A 17,852-nucleotide genomic window follows, 5' to 3' on the forward strand; every position below is an offset into this window, starting at 1 on the left:
GGATCAGGCCCGATCCGAACGGAAAACCCCAGGGCGTGTTTTAGAAGTAGCGTCGTCCGCCCTAGGCCGACGCGGGTGCCACGTCGCGCAGCAGATGGGTGAAGGCGCTCTCGTCCAGGATCGGTGTGCCGAACGACTTGGCCTTGACCGTCTTCGACGTCGCCGCGTCCGGGTCGTTGGTGACCAGGAGACTGGTCAGCCGGGACACGCTGGTCGCCACATGCAGCCCGGCTTCCATGGCCCGGTCCTCCAGCAGTTCGCGGTCGACGGAGGTGTCCCCGGAGAAGGCCACCCGCATGCCCTGCACGAGGGGTTTGTCCTTCTCGTACCGCCCGGGGTTCGGATACGGGCACGCCGGGCGCTTGCGCGAGGCGCGCCAGCTGTTCTGACCGTACGAGGGCTGGTAGCCGATCCGCGGTGTGACGGGGGAGTCCGACCACTCGGTCAGCGGCCGGCACTCCAGCAGCGGCAGCCGCACCCCACCCCGCGCAGCCGCGTGCAGACTCGGCCGGAACGCCTCGGCCAGCACCCGGGCGTCGTCCAGGGCATGGTGGGCACGCTGCTGCACGACGCCGAAGTGCGCGGCCAGCGACTCCAGCTTGTGGTTGGGCAGCGGCAGCCGCAGTTCCTTGGAGAGCGCGATGGTGCACAGCCGCTGTTCGACGGGGGCGACGACCGAGGCCCGTGCGTACTCCCGGGCCAGCATCGACCAGTCGAAAGCCGCGTTGTGCGCGACGAGGACGCGGTCCGCGAGCCGCTCGGAGAGCTGGACGGCGACCTCCGGGAAGAGCGGGGCGCCTTCGAGGACATCAGTGGTCAGCCCGTGGATCCAGACCGGGCCGGGATCGCGTTCGGGGTTGACGAGGGTGTACCAGTGGTCCTCGACATTGCCCTGTGCGTCCAGGCGGTAGACGGCAGCGGACACTATCCGGTCGTCCCGTGCGAGTCCGGTGGTCTCCACGTCGACGACCGCGTACCCCTGCGGGTAGGCGGTCGGCCACGGTGCTGCGGTCTGGCGGTCGTCGAGCATGGTCACAGAGAATACGGGCCGCGACCGACAGTCTCCTATTCGGCCGCCTCCCGCTCCTGTGCACCGGTTCCGCGGCGCGCCCCTTGTTGCGGGCGGCCTGCCAGCAGTCCTTCCACCAGGGCCCGTACGGAATCCGCGAACAGCCGGTCCGGGTCGGCGGGCCGGGCCAGTGCGCGGGCCAGTGCCGGGTCGTCGTCCGCGGTGGACGCGGTCCACAGGTCGCCCTCGCCGGGCGACTGGACGGGGGACCGCTCCCGGTTGCGTTCGACGAGCAGGAAGCCGACGGTCTGGAACTGCACCGCCCGCACCGCTGCCGCCGCCCGCGCCCCGCGCAGCCCCGCGGCGTGCACCTCGTGGACGAGGGCCTGTTGTGCGGGGAGGAACATCCGCTCGGTGAGCCCTCGTTCGTGGACCATCGCGATCAGATGCGGCCTGGCCCGCAGTTGGCGGCGCAGGCCGCGGGCGACGGAGACGATGCGGGCCGCCGGGGTCCGGCCGACCGGACGGAGGGTGCCCATCTCCTGCACGGTGCGCTCCACGAGGGCGTCCAGCAGCGATTCACGATTGCCGACGTGCCAGTAGATCGACGTCACCGCGGTGCCCAGTTCCGCGGCGAGAGCGCGCATGGTGAGGGCCTGCGGACCGTGCCGCTTCACCAGGGCGGCGGCCGTGTCCAGGACCTCTTCGCGGGTCAGCGACGATCGCGCCACAGTGCTCCTTGATTCTCGAACTCCGTTACGTGCATGCCTATTTACCCTTCATCCGCGTCGGTGTAACTGTGTTACAGAACCCGGCACGGAGAACCGAGACACGGAGAACCGATTCACGGACGACCGAGAAGGGTGGTACGGCATGGCACGCGTACGGTACGGCGCGCGCACCGAGGCCGAGATCGCGGCGGCCCGCGCGGCCCGCTCCACACTCCCCGACATCTGGTCCACCGGTGTGGTGGCCCTCTGGGAGAGCGACCCCGACGCGGTGGCGGCCGTCCTCCCGCCGCCCCTCAAACCCGCACAGCGCCCGCTCGTCCGGGCCAACATCAGTACGGTCGAACTCCCCGGCTACCCGCTCGGTGCGGGCTCCGTCGCCGTCGCCGCCGTCCACGACGGCCACGAGGGCTGGTATCCGCTCGTCATGCCGATGACCCATGAACGGGCGCTGATAGGCGGCCGTGAGGTGTTCGGCGAACCGAAGAAGCTCGGCGAGGTGACCGTCGAACGCGACGGCCTCGTCGTCCGGGCCGCGCTCGTCCGGCACGGCATCGCGTTCGTCGAGGTGCGCGGCGCGGTCAGCGGATCGCTACCGCTGCCCCGACCGACGGCCAAGCGCGACTTCTACTTCAAGTTCCTGCCCGCGGTGGACGGCGAGGGCTTCGACTCCGACCCCGTCCTGATCCACTGCACCCGGCACGAGAAGGTCCGCAGACTGGAACGCATCTCGGGCGATGTGGTGCTGCGCGAGTCGATGTACGACCCGGTCGCCGATCTCCCCGTACGACGGCTGGTCGACCTCACCATCGGCGAAAAGACCAGCGACCAGCAGGGCAGGGCCGTGGAGCGGGTGAGCGCCGAGGCCCTGCTGCCGTACATCCACCAGCGTTACGACGACCCGCAGCAGATCCACGACGGCCCGCCGGAAGGGAGCGTCCGATGAGACTGGAAGAGGGCCAGGTCGCCGTCGTCACCGGCGCCGCGAGCGGCATCGGCCTCGCGATGGCACGCAGGTTCGCTGCCGAGGGGCTGAGGGTCGTCCTCGCCGATGTGGAGGAGGGCGCGCTCGACAAGGCGGCGGGCGAATTGCGCCAGGACGGTGCGCAGGTGCTGGCCCGGGTCGTCGACGTCGGCGAGCGGGAATCCGTACAGGCCCTGGCCGAAGCCGCGTACGACACCTTCGGTGCTGTGCATGTTCTCTGCAACAACGCCGGTGTCGGCTCCGGGGCCGAGGGCCGGATGTGGGAGCACGAGCCGAACGACTGGAAGTGGGCGTTCGCGGTCAACGTGTGGGGTGTCTTCCACGGCATCCAGGCGTTCGTGCCGCGCATGATCGCGGGTGGCGGCCCCGGCCATGTCGTCAACACCTCGTCCGGCGACGGCGGGATCGCCCCGCTGCCGACCGCCTCCGTGTACGCGGTCACCAAGTCCGCAGTCGTCACGATGACCGAGTCGCTGTACGCACATCTGAAGGCGGAGGGCGCGCCGGTCGGTGCCTCGGTGCTCTTCCCCGGCCCGCACATGCTCCGTACCGGACTGTGGGAGTCGCACCGCAACCGGCCGGAGCGGTACGCCAAGGAGCGCCCGCGCAGGACTCCGTACCGCAGCCTCGACCAGTGGGAGTCCGCCATGCGGGCGGCGGGCCACGAGGTGGAGTTCACCCCGGTGGAGGACGTCGCGGGGACCGTCGTGGACGGGATACGCGCCGACCGTTTCTGGATGCTGCCGGACAGCGAGCACAGCGACCGGCAGATCCGCGCCAGGTCGCAGTCGATGCTCGACCGGGCCAACCCGTCGTACCTGGAGAGTTTCATACTCGACTGAGGAGCGAGCGATGACCGACGACCCGTACCTGATCATCTCCTCCGACTGCCACGCCGGGCTGCCCACCGAGGAGTACCGGCCCTATCTCGACCCCCGCTTCCACCGGGACTTCGACAACTTCCTCGCCGGGCGCGACCGCCGCCGCGAGGAGATGACCCGTCTCGGTGTACGCAACGAGGCCTTCGCCGACAAGTGGTTCCACGACAACGAGGAAGGCCTGAAGGGAGGTTGGGACGCCGCCCGGCGCCTGAAGGAACTGGACGGCGACGGGGTGGCGGCCGAGGTCGTCTTCCCCGACGCGGACGCCGTCGACAGCCGGACCGCCGCCCCGTTCGGCGTGGGCCTCGGGCTCTCCGGCGATCAGGACCCCGAACTGGGCATGGCGGGCGCGCAGGCCCACAACCGCTGGCTCGCCGACTTCGTCTCGCAGAACCCCGAACGCCACTGCGGGGTCGCCCTGTTGCCCGTCACCGGCGAGGTCGACCGGGTCGTCGCGGAGATCCACCGGGCCAAGGAGTCCGGCCTCGGTGCGCTCATGATCCCCTCCATGTGGGTGGACAAGGCCCCGTACCACGACCGCCGTTACGACCCCGTGTGGGCGGCCGCCGCCGAGACGGCGATGCCGGTGGTCACGCACTCAGGGGCGGCCCCGCGTCACGAGTACGGCGACCATCTCGGGATCTACGTCTCCGAGGTCACCTGGTGGCCGTCCCGCCCGCTCTGGTTCCTGCTCTGGTCGGGCGCCTTCGAACGTCACCCCGGGCTGAGGTTCGGCGTCGCCGAGTCCGGCTGCTGGTGGCTGCCGAACCTCCTCTGGTTCATGGACCGGCTCTACCTCGGCGCCCACGGCGGTAAGAAACTCTCCCCGTTCGCCGAACTGAAGCGGCCCCCGCACGAGTACCTCGACCGCCAGGTCTTCATCTGCGCCACCAACACCAAACGCCGCGAGCTCGCCCAGCGGTACGAGATCGGCGTCGACAACATCCTGTGGGGCAGCGACTTCCCGCACCCCGAAGGCACCTGGCCGAACACCGCCCAGTGGCTGCGCAACACCTTCCACGACATCCCCGTCGCCGAGACCCGCCGCATGCTGGGCCTCGCCGCAGCCGAGGTCTTCGGCTTCGACACGGCGAAGCTCGCCCCGATCGCGGAGCGCATCGGCCCCACACCCGAGGGCCTCGGCCAGAGCGCCGACCAGACGGCGGTCGAGGCGTCCTGGGCCAGGTCGCGCGAAGTGGGCCGGCACTGGCTGACCGACCACGACTTCCCGGTCCTGGGGGTTCGGTGATGGACCGGCACATGGACCGCTACACGGTCATCTCGGCCGACTGCCACGCTGGCGCCGACCTCCTCGACTACAAGCCGTACCTGGAGAAGAAGTACCACGACGACTTCGACGCCTGGGCGGCTGGCTATGTCAATCCGTACGAGGACCTGGTCGCCGACACCGCCGACCGCAACTGGAACTCGGAGCGCCGCCTCGCCGAGTTGGAGTCGGATGGTGTTGTGGCGGAAGTGGTGTTTCCGAATACCATCCCGCCCTTCTTCCCCGCCGCGTCGCTGATAGCCCCTGCACCGTCGAAGGTGGAGCACGAGCAGCGCTGGGCCGGCCTGCGCGCGCACAATCGCTGGCTCATAGATTTCTGCGCGCAGGCGCCGGGCCGGCGGGCGGGCGTCGCACAGATCTTGCTCAACGACATCGACGAGGCGGTGCGCGAGATCCGCCGCATCAAGGCTGCGGGCCTGACCGGCGGCATCCTGCTGCCCGGCGCACCGCCCGGCTCCGGCATTCCTGAGCTGTATTCCCAGGCGTACGATCCGATCTGGACGGTATGCGACGAGATGGATGTACCGGTGAACCACCATGGTGGCTCCGCATCCCCGCCGCTGGGCAACGAACCAGCGGCCCGCGCGGTATTCATGGTGGAGACGACTTGGTTCTCGCACCGGGCGCTCTGGCACTTGATCTTCGGCGGGGCCTTCCGCCGCCATCCGGGCTTGAAGCTCGTCCTCACGGAACAAGGCTCGGGCTGGATTCCGGGGGTTGTCGAGATGCTGGACTACTACCACAGCCGACTGCTCGCGGCGGGGACGAAGGCCTGGACGGCCGAGTCCAAGTTCGGTGCGGGGCTCGCCGCTTCGATGGGCGCGAGCCCAAGTGAGGTCTGGCGCGACAACTGCTACGTGGGCGCCAGCTTCATGCGGCCCCATGAGGTGCCGTTGCGCGACCGGATCGGCCTCGACAAGATCATGTGGGGCAGCGACTACCCGCACGACGAGGGCACTGCCCCGTACTCACGGGAGGGCCTGCGGATCGCGTACGCGGGCCTGCCGCCCGAGGAGATCGCGGCGATGACCGGCGGCAACGCGGCCCGCGTCTACGGCTTCGACCTGGCGGCGCTCGACCGCATCGCGGCCGAGGTCGGCCCGACGGTCGAGGAGATCGCCGAGCCGCTGAAGGAGGTCCCGCCCGACGCGACCAGCCCCGCCTTCGCATCGGGTGGGTCGGTACGCGTCTGGTGACCGCGTGGGGTGAGACCATCCCCGGGTGACGGATATCCGGACGCACGACGAACCGCACGGCAACGGCCTCGGCGCACGGCTGAACTGGCTGCGTGCCGCGGTCCTCGGCGCCAACGACGGTGTGGTCTCCACCGCGGGCCTGGTCGTCGGCGTGGCAGGCGCCACCGGCGACCGCGGTGCCCTGCTCACGGCGGGCCTGGCCGGGCTGCTGGCCGGCTCCATGTCGATGGCCGCGGGCGAGTACGTCTCGGTCTCCACCCAGCGCGATTCGGAGCGGGCCGCCCTCGCGACGGAGAAACGGGAGCTGACGGAGGCCCCGGAGGCGGAGCTCGCCGAGCTGACCGGCCTGTTGGAAGGCAAGGGGCTGAGCCGGGACGTCGCCCGCGAGGCCGCCCTCCAGCTCACCGAACGCGATGCGCTGCGCGCCCACGCCGAGGTCGAGCTGGGCATCGACCCGGACGAGCTGACGAACCCGTGGCACGCGGCGGGCGCGAGCTTCCTGGCGTTCACGGTGGGCGCGCTGCTGCCGCTGCTGGCGATCGTGCTTCCGCCGTCGTCGCTGCGGCTCCTGGTGACCGTGCTGTCGGTACTGGCGGCGCTCGCACTCACCGGCTGGTGGAGCGCACGGCTGGGCGAGGCGGCGGCGGGGCCCGCGGTGCTGCGGAACATGGGCGGGGGAGCGTTGGCGATGGCGGTCACCTACGGGGCGGGGGAGTTGCTGGGGGCGGTGGGGGTCTGAGCGTTCTAGCCTCTCCGTACGATCCGCTCGGGCGGGAAGAGGTCGGTGCCGGTGGCCCTTGTCTCGCTGCCGAGGGTGATCGTGAGCCCGTCGAGACCGGCCAGGGGGGGCAGGTGGTCACCGTGCCGATCACCGTCGTCGCCAGTCGGGCCAGCGCAACTTCCGGTCCCTGCACGGTAGTTCCCTCACCGTGGAATCCCCGGCGCAGGGATCGTACGACGCCCGTGTTGGCAGAAGTCACCAAAGACTGCTGACACCGTGTCTCGCATACTTGTTGGTAACAACGTCTAGTCCCCGGCCGACCTGCGGCTCTACGGTGCTCGCATGCCGCCGAACCTGCCCGATGTAGTGCTCTGGTCCATACCGGCCTTCGTCCTGCTCACTGTTCTGGAAATGGCCCTCCACCACTTCCACCCCGACGAGGACGCCGCCGGATACGAGACGAAGGACACCGTCACCAGCATCAGCATGGGGCTGGGCAGCCTGGTCTTCGACCTGCTGTGGAAAGTGCCCATCGTCGCGATCTACACCGCGGTCTACGAACTGACCCCGCTCCGCGTCCCCGTGCTGTGGTGGACCGTCCCGCTGATGCTGCTCGCGCAGGACTTCTTCTACTACTGGTCCCACCGCGGGCACCACGTCATCCGGATCCTCTGGGCCTGCCACGTGGTCCACCACTCCAGCCGGAAGTTCAACCTCTCCACCGCGCTGCGCCAGCCCTGGACGTCGCTGACCGTCTGGCCGTTCTACCTGCCGATGATCGCGTGCGGGGTCCATCCGGCCGCGCTCGCCTTCTGCTCGTCGGCGAACCTCGTCTACCAGTTCTGGGTGCACACCGAACGCGTCGACAAGCTCCCCAGGCCCTTCGAGTACGTACTCAACACGCCCTCCCACCACCGGGTGCACCACGCGTCGCAGGGCGGCTACCTGGACCGGAACTTCGGCGGCATCCTCATCCTCTGGGACCGGCTCTTCGGGTCCTTCACCGCCGAGACCGAGCGGCCCGTGTTCGGTCTCACCAAGAACATCGGCACCTTCAACCCGCTCCGGGTCGCCACCCACGAGTACGCCGCCATCGCCCGTGACGTGCGGGCGGCGGACAACTGGAGCGAGCGGGCCGGGCGGATCTTCCGCGGGCCCGGCTGGCAGCCGACCGGAACGGCCGCCCGTGCGGCCGCCCCCGCCGCGGAGCGCACCCGATGAGCGCCGACGCCGCCCCGGACCGGCGGGAGCGTCTCGTACGCCCGTTGTTCATCGCCTTCCTCGTGGCCTCGGCCGTCGATCTCGTCGGCGTGCTCGCCGACATCCCGGTCGCCCACCTCGTCGCCAAGCCGCTGCTGATGCCGCTGCTGGCCGGGTACGCCGCCGCCCGGCGCGGCCCCCGGCTGCTCGTCGCGGCGCTGCTGTTCGGCTGGGGCGGCGACACGCTCCTGCTGCCCGACGCCGATGCCGCCTTCCTCATCGGGATGGGCTCCTTCGCCGCGGGGCACGTCTGCTACCTGTGGCACTTCGGACGGGCCCGCGGCTCACTGCCCGCCGGGATCGCGTACGCCGCCGTCCTGGCCGGCTTCATCGCACTGCTCTGGCCCGGACTGCCCGCTGAGATGCGGATCCCGATGGCCGGCTACAGCCTGCTGCTCACGGCGATGGCGTACCGCGCGGGCACTCTCGGCCGGTACGCGGCCACCGGCGGGGCGCTCTTCCTGCTCTCCGACGCGCTGATCGCCACCGGCATCGCGGACTGGCCGCAGCTGCCCGCGCCCGACTTCTGGGTCATGCTCACCTACATCGCGGCGCAGTTCCTGCTGACCGCCGGGGTCCTCGCACCGGGGCCGAAATGGGCCGGTGCCGTCCCCGGGGCGTACCGTGAACGGAGTACCAGCAGCTGAGACCGGCAAGGAACCCCCCACGCATGCGCGCCACCGTCATCCACGCCCCCCACGACATACGCGTGCAGGAGGTGCCCGACCCGTCCGTGCAGCAGCCCACCGATGTGGTGCTGCGGGTCCTGCGGGCCTGCATCTGCGGCAGCGACCTGTGGGCGTACCGCGGGGAATCCGCCCGCGAGCCCGGTCAGCGCATCGGGCACGAGTTCCTCGGGATCGTCGAGGAGGCGGGTTCCGAGGTGGCCGGCTTCGCCGTGGGCGACCTCGTCGTCGCCCCCTTCGTCTGGTCCGACGGCACCTGCGCCTACTGCACCGAGGGCCTGACGACCTCCTGCCCGCAGGGCGGCTTCTGGGGCTCGGTCGGCTCCGACGGCGGGCAGGGCGAGGCCGTGCGCGTCCCGTTCGCCGACGGCACGCTGATCAAGCTTCCCGCCGCCGCGGCCAGCGACGACCACCTGCTCACCGCGCTCCTCGCCCTGTCCGACGTGCTCGGCACCGGACACCACGCCGCCGTCGGCGCGGGCGTGCAGCCCGGTTCCACCGTCGCGGTCGTCGGTGACGGAGCGGTCGGGCTGTGCGGCGTCATGGCCGCCAAGCGGCTCGGCGCCGAGCGGATCATCGCGCTCGGCCGGCACCGGGCGCGCACGGACATCGCCCGCACCTTCGGCGCCACGGACGTCGTCGCCGAGCGCGGCGAGGCGGCCGTCGAAGCCGTACGGGAACTGCTCGGCGGCGAGGGCGCGCACGCCGTGATCGAGGCCGTCGGCACCGAGCAGTCGATGCGCACCGCCGTCGGGATCACCCGCGACGGCGGCTCCATCGGCTACGTCGGCGTGCCGCACGGCAGCGGCACCGGACTGGACCTCGGCGTCATGTTCGACCGGAACATCGCCCTGCGCGGCGGCGTCGCCCCCGTGCGCACCTACATCCCGGAACTGCTCCCCGACATCCTGGCCGGCACGATCGACCCGTCGCCCGTCTTCGACCTGACCGTGGGCCTCGACGACGTCCCCGCCGGTTACCGGGCGATGGACGAGCGCACCGCGCTGAAGGTGCTCATCAAGCCGTGAGCCAGGCGGCCGCGTCCGCCCCCAGCGGGCCGGGCGGGCGCGACCAGTCGGCGGGCGAACCGTCGAAGGCGACCGGTGGCACCGCGTGCCGCAGCCGGCCCAGCGGGCTGTCCGTCTCCGTGAGCCACTTCTCCGGGTCGTACGAACCTCCGGCCGCCGCGCCGGGTTCCTGCCGGGCGGGCAGCTCGTCGAGCAGCCAGGCGGCGGTACGGGCCAGCGAGAGCGTCGCCAGCCGGGAGCCGCCCTCGTCGTGCTGCTCGGTCAGCGCCCGCAGCACGGCGGCGGCCAGCAGATAGCCGGTGCCGTGGTCGAGCGCCTGGGCGGGCAGCGCACCGGGCCGCCCGCCGGGCCCGGCGTCGGCCTCGACCGACGCGATGCCGGTGGCCACCTGGACCAGGCTGTCGAAGCCGCGCTGCCCGGCCCACGGGCCGTGCCCCCAGGCCGAGAGCCGTCCGATCACCAGCCCCGGCCTGCGCGCGGCCAGGGACCGGGGCGTCAGCCCGAACCGCTCGACCGCACCGGGCCGGTAGCCGATGACGACCACGTCCGCGTCGGCCAGCAGCCCGTCGAAGGCGGCCGCACCGGAGCGACTGGAGAGATCCAGGTCCACCGACCGCTTCCCGAAACCGGTGTCGCTGTGCGCGTCCGGGCTCTCCGGGAGCTGCGGGGCGTCGATCCTCAGGACGTCCGCGCCGAGCAGCGCGAGCGTACGGGTGGCGACCGGCCCCGCGATCACCCGGGTGAGGTCCAGGACCCGCAACCCGGCGGCGGGCAGCAGCGGTTCACCGGTGAGCGGCGCGGTCCGGCGCACCGGTGCGCCGTCGATGCGGTCCCGGGCCACCAGCGGCGTGCCCGCGACCGCGGCGCCCCGCGGATCGGCCGCCCACTCCTCGGGCGTACGGGCGGCCACGGCCAGGCCGCCCGCCGCGTACACCGTCCGCTCGATCTCGTCGCCCCGGCGCCCGGCGAACGAGGCGGCGGCGGTGTCCACGGCGATGTCGTCCGGGGTGTCCGCGGGCAGCCCCAGCGTGGCGAGCAACCGGGCCCGGTGGTGCGGGTAGTTGGCGTGCGTACGGACCCAGCCGTCCGCGGCGCGCCAGAACCGGGACAGCGGGGCGAAGTTGGTCGGTGCGCGTCCGTCGATCCGCAGATGGCGCTCGCTGGTGAACGCCGTGGCCACCGCGCCCTCGTCGATCCGGACCCGCGGCATGGGACGCCCGGTGCGGCGCGCGGCGAGTTCGGCGGCGGCCAGCGAGCAGACCGCGACGGCGGAACGGGCCAGTTCCAGGACGGGCAGCCGGGCGGGGAGCAGTCCGTCGGGACCGTCCGTCCCGAGGTGCGCGAGAAGTGCGGGATCACCGCCGAGCGCCGCCCATGCCTGCTCGGTTCCGGACATTCGTGCGTCGGTCATCCCCACACTATGGCACTGAGTGCCACCAGGCGGGAGGGGCCGCCCGAAGACTCCGGCCCCTCCCGCCGCGAGGCGTTCCCGCTACCAGCGGACCGCGTTCAGCGCGTTCACCACACCGGCACCGTAGAAGCCGTTGCGGTTCTTGCCGCCCTCGCAGACGGCGTCGATCTTGCCGTCACCGTCGATGTCGTACGGGGCACCGCACGCGGTGGCGTCGGCCTCCGCGAGCAGCAGCGCCTTCACCGCGGCCGCCGAGGCGTGCGGGTGCGTCGACTTGATCAGGGCCGCGACACCCGCGACATGCGGGGAGGCCATCGACGTACCGGCCTTGTAGCCGTATGCGCCGCCCGGCAGCGTGGACAGGATCAGACCGCTGGTGGCCGGCGGGGCGGGCGTCTGGTAGGCCGTGGAGTCGCCGCCCGGGGCCGCCACGTCGATGACGCCGTTGCCGTAGTTCGAGTACGAGGCCTTCAGGCCCTTGGCGCCGGTCGCCGAGACCGTCACGACGCCTGGCAGCTGCACCGGGATGTCCAGGCACTCGCGCGGGTTGATCGTCCGGGTGACGGCCGTGCTGTCGTTCGGGCTCTGCGTGTCCTCGATCGCGTCGGAGGCGAGGTCGAAGCTGCTGTTGCCGGACGAGGCGATGTTGACCGTGCCCTTGCGCTCCGCGTACCGCGTGGCACGCGTGACGGCCTCGACCAGGGCGCCCTGGTCGGGGTCGTTCTTGCAGTTGAACATCCACGGGTCGGTGAAGTAGCTGTTGTTGGTGACATCGGCACCGTGCTCGGCGGCCCAGACGAAGCCGCAGACGATCGACTCGGTGTAGAAGAACCCGTCCGGGTTCGCCACCTTGATCCCGGCGACCTTGACGCCCGGCGCGACGCCCGTCACCCCGATGCCGTTCTTCGCGGCGGCGATGGTCCCCGCGACATGCGTGCCGTGGTTGCTCTCGCCGGTCTTCGGCCGCCAGGCACCGTCCGTCGTGTCCGGCGCCCCGGAAGCACAGCTCGCCGACGCCCCGCGGTCGAAGTTCGGCGCCAGGTCCGGATGGGTGTCGTCGACGCCCGTGTCGATGACCGCGACCGTGACCGTGCGGCTGCCCAGCGTCTTCTTGTGCGCCTGGTCCGCCTTGATCGCGGGCAGGTCCCACTGCAGGGGCTCCATCGGGTCCTGGCCCGCCGTCGCCTCCGCCGCCGCGACCTTGGCCTGCACGGCGGTGAGCGGCTGCTCGACCCCGATGTCCGTGGTGGCCTGCGGAACGATGGGGCTGGTGCGGGTGGCCCCTGCCGAATCGACCCCCTTGACCCGGCGGACCGTCTTCGCGAAGTCCGGGTTCTGCGAGTGGACGACGATGACGCCGATCTGCTCGTAGGCGACCACCACCGTGCCACCGGCCTCGGCTATCGCCTTCTTCACCTGCTTGACGGTCCCGTGACCGCCCCGCGTGTTGACCACGTACGAGAGCTTCGGGCCGTCCGTCGACACCGCAGCCGTGGGCTGCGCGTCCATGGGTGCGGCAGAGGCGGCACCCGTCGGCAGGAAGCCGAGCGAGGCCGTGAGTGCCAATCCGACGGGCAACGTGAGTGCGCGCGTCCGTCTGGATCCCAGATGAGCCATGGGGTCTCCACATCATCCGTGCCGGTCGACCGGACACGGGCGTGTCCGGTCGCGTACATGACCAGTGAAGTTATCGCTGATCATCCCCGCTCATCAATGAGTTCGGAGGGCCGGGTTCGGCCGGACGGGCGCGAAACGGCGCGCGGGAGAAGTACGGAGCCGCGGTGAACCGCTTCGCCGCGCCCTCCGTGCCGTTGTCGGGGGAGGTGCACCGACACCCCCGATACCGGACCTTCCCGGTGAGATCCGCCGTCACCGACACCACCGCACCCGCGTCGCGAGGAGATTCCGTGGCTACCGATGCACCGCCGCCGCCCGAGGCCAGTACGGACACCCGCCCTGCCCCGCCCACGACCGAGGCGTTCATCGCGATGCAGGAGAGCGAGGAGTTCGGCGAACTGCGCCGCTCGTACCGCTCGTTCGCCTTCCCGCTGACCATCGCGTTCGTCCTCTGGTACCTGCTCTACGTGCTGCTGTCCAACTACGCGGGCGGCTTCATGGGCGCCAAGGTGTACAGCAACATCAACGTGGCCTTCGTCTTCGGCCTCGCCCAGTTCGTCACCACCTTCCTCATCGCCTGGCTCTACTCCCGGCACGCGGCCGCGAAGCTCGACCCGAAGGCCGAGGCCATCAAGTCCCGTATGGAGGCCGACGCATGAGCGCCGCGTACCACTCGCACCCCGCCGTCCAGCTGGCCGCCTCCTCGACCACCGAGCACCGGCCGCTGATCATCACGCTCTTCGCCGTGTTCGTCGCCGCGACCCTGGGCATCACCGTCTGGGCCGGACGGCAGACCCGGAGCGCCTCCGACTTCTACGCGGGCGGCCGCCAGTTCACCGCCTTCCAGAACGGACTCGCGGTCTCCGGCGACTACATGTCCGCCGCGTCGTTCCTCGGTATCGCCGGCGCCATCGCCCTCTTCGGCTACGACGGCTTCCTGTACTCCATCGGCTTCCTCGTCGCCTGGCTCGTCGCCCTGCTACTGGTCGCCGAACCACTGCGCAACTCGGGCCGCTACACGATGGGCGACGTCCTCGCCTACCGGATGCGCCAGCGCCCGGTCCGTACCGCCTCCGGCGTCTCCACCATCGTCGTCTCGATCTTCTACCTGCTGGCCCAGATGGCGGGCGCGGGCGTCCTGGTCTCGCTGCTCCTCGGCATCACCAGCGACGCGGGCAAGATCCTCATCGTCGCCCTCGTCGGCGTACTCATGATCGTGTACGTCACCATCGGCGGGATGAAGGGCACCACCTGGGTGCAGATGGTCAAGGCCGTACTGCTCATCGCCGGTGCCCTCCTGATGACCTTCCTGGTGCTGCTGAAGTTCGACTTCAACATCTCCGACCTGCTGGGCACGGCCGCCTCGAAGAGCGGCCACGGAGCGGCGTTCCTGGAGCCCGGCCTCAAGTACGGCGCCACCGGCACCTCGAAGCTGGACTTCCTCTCCCTCGGCATCGCCCTGGTCCTCGGCACCGCCGGCCTGCCGCACATCCTGATCCGCTTCTACACGGTGCCGACCGCCAAGGCCGCCCGTAAGTCCGTCAACTGGGCCATCGGCATCATCGGCGCCTTCTACCTGATGACGATCGCCCTCGGCTTCGGTGCCGCGGCCCTCATCGGTCCCGACGAGATCAAGGCGAAGAACCCGGCCGGCAACGCGGCCGCCCCGCAGCTCGCCGAATACCTCGGCGGCGTCGGCTCCACCGGCGGCGCCGTGCTGCTCGCGGTGATCTCGGCCGTCGCCTTCGCCACCATCCTCGCCGTCGTCGCGGGACTCACCCTCGCCTCCTCGTCCTCCTTCGCGCACGACATCTACGCCAATGTCATCCGCAGGGGGAAGGCCACCGAGAAGGAGGAGATGCGGGCCGCCCGCTGGGCCACCGTCCTCATCGGCGCGGTCGCGATCGTCCTGGGCGCCTTCGCCCGTGACATGAACGTCGCCGGACTGGTGGCGCTCGCGTTCGCCGTCGCCGCCTCCGCCAACCTGCCGACCATCCTCTACAGCCTGTTCTGGAAGCGGTTCACCACCCAGGGCGCGCTGTGGTCGATCTACGGCGGCCTGGCCGGCTCGGTGCTCCTGGTGCTGTTCTCGCCCGTCGTCTCCGGCAACCCGAAGACATCGATGTTCAAGGGCGTCGACTTCGCCTGGTTCCCGCTGGAGAACCCCGGCCTGATCTCCATCCCGCTGGGCTTCCTGCTCGGCTGGATCGGCTCCCTCCTCTCGAAGGAGAAGCCGGACAAGGGCAAGTACGCCGAGCTGGAGGTCAAGTCCCTCACCGGTGTCGGAGCGCACTGACCGGGCGCCGTCCCGGGCGGCCCTCCCGCTCCGTGGCCGTGTCGTAGAGTCCTACGACACGGCCACGCCGCTCCTCGTGTCAAACGGGCCCCGCCGTTGTCACCGCTCTCGCGTAGTCTCGGAGGAGTCAGCCGGAAGAGCCGGCCGGAAGAGCGGACTCGGCACCCGGGAAGCAATTGGGGGAGGGGGTCCACATGCTCATCGACACGTACGACCGGGTGGCCACCGACCTGCGCGTCTCGCTGACCGACCGGTGCAATCTGCGGTGTACGTACTGCATGCCGGAAGAGGGCCTGCAATGGCTGGCCAAGCCCGACCTGCTCAGTGACGACGAGATCGTCCGGCTGATCCGTATCGCCGTCACCCGGCTCGGCATCACCGAGGTCCGCTTCACCGGCGGCGAGCCGCTGCTGCGCCCCGGGCTCGTCTCCATCGTCGAGCGCTGCGCGGCCCTCGCCCCCCGCCCCAGGATGTCGCTCACCACCAACGGCATCGGTCTCAAGCGCACCGCCGCCGCACTCGAGGTCGCAGGGCTTGACCGGGTCAACGTCTCGCTGGACACCCTGCGCCCCGACGTCTTCAAGACCCTCACCCGCCGCGACCGCCACCACGACGTGCTGGCCGGCCTCGAAGCCGCCCGCGACGCCGGGCTCACCCCGGTCAAGGTCAACACCGTCCTGATGCCGGGGCTCAACGACGACGAGGCCCCCGAGCTGCTCGCCTGGGCCGTCGAGCAGGGGTACGAGCTCCGCTTCATCGAGCAGATGCCGCTCGACGCCCAGCACGGCTGGAAGCGCGACGGCATGATCACGGCAGGCGACATCCTCCGGTCGCTGCGCACCCGCTTCACCCTCACCGAGGAGGGCGACGGGGAGCGCGGCTCCGCCCCGGCCGAGCGCTGGATCGTCGACGGCGGCCCCCACCGGGTCGGCGTCATCGCCTCCGTCACCCGCCCCTTCTGCCGGGCCTGCGACCGGACCAGGCTCACCGCCGACGGCCAGGTGCGCACCTGCCTCTTCGCCCGCGAGGAGACCGATCTGCGCGGCGCCCTGCGCTCGGACGCGCCGGACGAGGAGATCGCCCGGATCTGGACCCTCGCGATGTGGGGAAAGAAGGCCGGATCCGGTCTGGACGACCCGTCCTTCCTGCAGCCCGACCGGCCCATGTCGGCGATCGGCGGCTGACGCCGGTCCGGCCCTAACCCCGGTCGGCGCGGGACTCCCACTCCGCCAGCGTCACGACATCCTTGAGGAAACCCCTGACGTCGAGGAACGAGGAGAGGTGCTCCCGGTGTTCCTCGCAGGCCAGCCAGGTCTTGCGACGCTCCGGGGTGTGCAGCTTCGGGTTGTTCCAGGCGAGCACCCATACGGCGTCGGCCCGGCAGCCCTTGGCGGAACAGATGGGTGCGGCGGCAGCGCTCTCGGCCGCGGATTCAGGGGAGTTCACGGACTCAACCCTAGGTCAGCACTGGTGCGGTCCCCTGGCCCGGCCCGCGAGGCCGACGCCCGACCGCATCCCCGGCCGGAGAAAAAACGACGCCGAGCAGCCACGGGGGGAGCTGCCCGGCGTCGGTCCGTCGCTCCGACGGGGGATGCGGAGCGCTTACGAAGTATGTCACGCAGACCGGGGTGCGGTGCACCGTAACTTCATGATTGATCTGAGGTTTTCTTGAGGATCGAGTGCCATGCGCACCCGACCGGGCTCAGGCCGATTCCCCGCCGCGGCCGACCCCGTCACCCTCCGGGCCGGATTCCGCGGCACCGGCCGCTGGCGCCGCGTCGAGTACCGGCCGCATCGGTGCCGGTGCGAAGGTGGAAGGAAGCGAAGGGGTGTTCTCCCGGCCCGCGTTGGCGATGACCACCGCCACGTACGGGAGCAGCACACCGAGCGCGAGCGCCACGATCGCGACATACCGCTCGACGTTCCACAGCACCGCGGCCAGGACCACCGAAACCGTCCGTACGGACATCGAGATCACATAGCGCCGCTGCCTGCCGCGCACATCGTCCGCGAGCCCCTGCCGGGCCCCCGTGATCCGGAAGACCTCGCCACCGCTCTGCTTCCGCATCACGTCTCCATCACCCTTCCCCCAGCGCCTCGGTTCTCTCGTTCGAAAGACCCTGGCGGGCCGGGGGACACCTCATTCCCGCGCCGGACGCTCCCCGGACCGGACCGTATCCACGGTACGCCCGGTACCCGACGGCTTCGAGACCGGGGCACGCCTTGTTCGTACATATCGGTACCCGCGCCGCACGTACGGACCCCTCCGGCATGCGGTGCGCGGCCCGCGGGCCGAGACTGGGCGCACATGCGCGACATCGCGTCGCACGAGGAGGCGACATGGGCTGGTTGTGGGCAATCATCGTGGGTCTGGTGCTCGGTCTGATCGCGAAGGCGATCCTGCCCGGCAAACAGAGCATCCCACTCTGGCTGACGATCATTTTCGGCATCATCGGCAGCGTCCTCGGCAACGCCGTCGCCACCTGGATCGGTGTCAACGACACCAAGGGCATCGACTGGATCCGCCATCTGCTCCAGCTGATCGGCGCGGTGGTGGTCGTCGGCGTCGGTGACATGCTGTGGGCCTCGTTCCGCGGTACCAGGCACAAGACCTGAGCCACCGGGCACGACGCACTGGGGGGGGGGAAAAGGGGGGGGGGGGCTGGCGGCGGGGGGGGGGGGGGCGGGGGGGAGCGGGGGGACTGGAGGGGGGGAGGGGGTTTTTTTCCCCGGAGCACAAAAACCC

The 17,852-nt window shown here is 70.9% G+C and carries 18 protein-coding genes; 12 read left to right on the plus strand and 6 right to left on the minus strand.

The features are described from left to right. Nucleotides 1-61: 61 nt before the first annotated feature. Together ACFVX4_RS17130 and ACFVX4_RS17135 are read right to left on the minus strand one after the other, a co-directional pair. The gene (locus ACFVX4_RS17130) at nt 62-1,036 is read right to left on the minus strand and encodes a DEDDh family exonuclease (protein ID WP_389977441.1); all 975 of its coding nucleotides are present in this window, start codon (nt 1,034-1,036) and stop codon (nt 62-64) included. Between the two features lie 29 nt (nt 1,037-1,065). Continuing rightward, nucleotides 1,066-1,740 carry a TetR/AcrR family transcriptional regulator gene (locus ACFVX4_RS17135; protein WP_389977444.1) on the minus strand — a complete coding sequence of 225 codons (675 nt, stop codon included), beginning with the start codon at nt 1,738-1,740 and terminating at the stop codon, nt 1,066-1,068. A 142-nt stretch (nt 1,741-1,882) separates the two neighbouring features. On the opposite strand from ACFVX4_RS17135, the gene ACFVX4_RS17140 reads away from it, so the two are divergent. The 8 genes from ACFVX4_RS17140 (at nt 1,883) to ACFVX4_RS17175 (ending at nt 9,782) form a co-directional block, all read left to right on the plus strand. Beyond that, nucleotides 1,883-2,683 (plus strand): acetoacetate decarboxylase family protein, encoded by an 801-nt coding sequence (locus ACFVX4_RS17140; protein WP_389977447.1) that lies wholly within the window; start codon nt 1,883-1,885, stop codon nt 2,681-2,683. Further along, a complete protein-coding gene (locus tag ACFVX4_RS17145; protein WP_389977450.1) occupies nt 2,680-3,564 on the plus strand; it encodes an SDR family NAD(P)-dependent oxidoreductase in 885 nt (294 codons plus the stop codon). The genes ACFVX4_RS17140 and ACFVX4_RS17145 overlap by 4 nt, the downstream gene beginning before the upstream one ends. Before the next feature lie 10 nt (nt 3,565-3,574). Further along, a complete protein-coding gene (locus ACFVX4_RS17150) occupies nt 3,575-4,852 on the plus strand; it encodes an amidohydrolase family protein (protein WP_389977453.1) in 1,278 nt (425 codons plus the stop codon). A gap of 11 nt (nt 4,853-4,863) precedes the next feature. Beyond that, nucleotides 4,864-6,087: an amidohydrolase family protein gene (locus tag ACFVX4_RS17155; RefSeq protein WP_389977456.1), complete on the plus strand. Its 1,224-nt coding sequence runs from the start codon at nt 4,864-4,866 to the stop codon at nt 6,085-6,087. Nucleotides 6,088-6,112: 25 nt separating this feature from the next. Next, on the plus strand, nt 6,113-6,826 hold the full coding sequence (locus tag ACFVX4_RS17160; RefSeq protein WP_389977458.1) for a VIT family protein: 714 nt from the start codon (nt 6,113-6,115) through the stop codon (nt 6,824-6,826). Between the two features lie 324 nt (nt 6,827-7,150). Beyond that, nucleotides 7,151-8,029, plus strand: coding sequence for a sterol desaturase family protein (locus ACFVX4_RS17165; protein WP_389977461.1), 879 nt, complete (start codon nt 7,151-7,153; stop codon nt 8,027-8,029). Beyond that, nucleotides 8,026-8,715, plus strand: coding sequence for a lysoplasmalogenase (locus tag ACFVX4_RS17170; RefSeq protein ID WP_389977464.1), 690 nt, complete (start codon nt 8,026-8,028; stop codon nt 8,713-8,715). Before ACFVX4_RS17165 ends, ACFVX4_RS17170 begins: the two co-directional genes overlap by 4 nt. Before the next feature lie 23 nt (nt 8,716-8,738). Further along, nucleotides 8,739-9,782 (plus strand): zinc-dependent alcohol dehydrogenase family protein, encoded by a 1,044-nt coding sequence (locus ACFVX4_RS17175; RefSeq protein ID WP_389977467.1) that lies wholly within the window; start codon nt 8,739-8,741, stop codon nt 9,780-9,782. On the opposite strand, the gene ACFVX4_RS17180 is transcribed toward ACFVX4_RS17175, so the two are convergent. Both ACFVX4_RS17180 and ACFVX4_RS17185 read right to left on the minus strand, forming a co-directional pair. Beyond that, nucleotides 9,772-11,178: a CoA transferase gene (locus tag ACFVX4_RS17180; RefSeq protein ID WP_389977596.1), complete on the minus strand. Its 1,407-nt coding sequence runs from the start codon at nt 11,176-11,178 to the stop codon at nt 9,772-9,774. The genes ACFVX4_RS17175 and ACFVX4_RS17180 overlap by 11 nt on opposite strands. A 96-nt stretch (nt 11,179-11,274) precedes the next feature. Beyond that, nucleotides 11,275-12,810: a S8 family serine peptidase gene (locus tag ACFVX4_RS17185; protein ID WP_389977469.1), complete on the minus strand. Its 1,536-nt coding sequence runs from the start codon at nt 12,808-12,810 to the stop codon at nt 11,275-11,277. A gap of 290 nt (nt 12,811-13,100) precedes the next feature. Between ACFVX4_RS17185 and ACFVX4_RS17190 the strand changes: the two genes are divergently transcribed. The 3 genes from ACFVX4_RS17190 (at nt 13,101) to moaA (ending at nt 16,290) form a co-directional block, all read left to right on the plus strand. Beyond that, nucleotides 13,101-13,469, plus strand: coding sequence for a DUF485 domain-containing protein (locus tag ACFVX4_RS17190; RefSeq protein ID WP_389977472.1), 369 nt, complete (start codon nt 13,101-13,103; stop codon nt 13,467-13,469). Then, the gene (locus ACFVX4_RS17195; protein ID WP_389977475.1) at nt 13,466-15,106 is read left to right on the plus strand and encodes a cation acetate symporter; all 1,641 of its coding nucleotides are present in this window, start codon (nt 13,466-13,468) and stop codon (nt 15,104-15,106) included. Before ACFVX4_RS17190 ends, ACFVX4_RS17195 begins: the two co-directional genes overlap by 4 nt. A 194-nt stretch (nt 15,107-15,300) precedes the next feature. After that, nucleotides 15,301-16,290 carry a GTP 3',8-cyclase MoaA gene (moaA, locus tag ACFVX4_RS17200; RefSeq protein WP_389977478.1) on the plus strand — a complete coding sequence of 330 codons (990 nt, stop codon included), beginning with the start codon at nt 15,301-15,303 and terminating at the stop codon, nt 16,288-16,290. A 13-nt stretch (nt 16,291-16,303) separates the two neighbouring features. Here moaA and ACFVX4_RS17205 read toward each other — a convergent pair whose 3' ends face one another. After that, nucleotides 16,304-16,552 (minus strand): hypothetical protein, encoded by a 249-nt coding sequence (locus ACFVX4_RS17205; RefSeq protein ID WP_266421154.1) that lies wholly within the window; start codon nt 16,550-16,552, stop codon nt 16,304-16,306. Nucleotides 16,553-16,808: 256 nt separating this feature from the next. Further along, on the minus strand, nt 16,809-17,174 hold the full coding sequence (locus tag ACFVX4_RS17210; protein WP_389977481.1) for a DUF3099 domain-containing protein: 366 nt from the start codon (nt 17,172-17,174) through the stop codon (nt 16,809-16,811). A 272-nt stretch (nt 17,175-17,446) separates the two neighbouring features. Here ACFVX4_RS17210 and ACFVX4_RS17215 point away from each other — a divergent pair, with 272 nt between their 5' ends. Beyond that, entirely contained in the window at nt 17,447-17,722 is a 276-nt protein-coding gene (locus ACFVX4_RS17215) for a GlsB/YeaQ/YmgE family stress response membrane protein (protein WP_389977484.1), read from the plus strand. Nucleotides 17,723-17,852 lie beyond the last annotated feature (130 nt).

Source organism: Streptomyces sp. NPDC058240 (assembly GCF_042882135.1).
Lineage (GTDB): Bacteria > Actinomycetota > Actinomycetes > Streptomycetales > Streptomycetaceae > Streptomyces.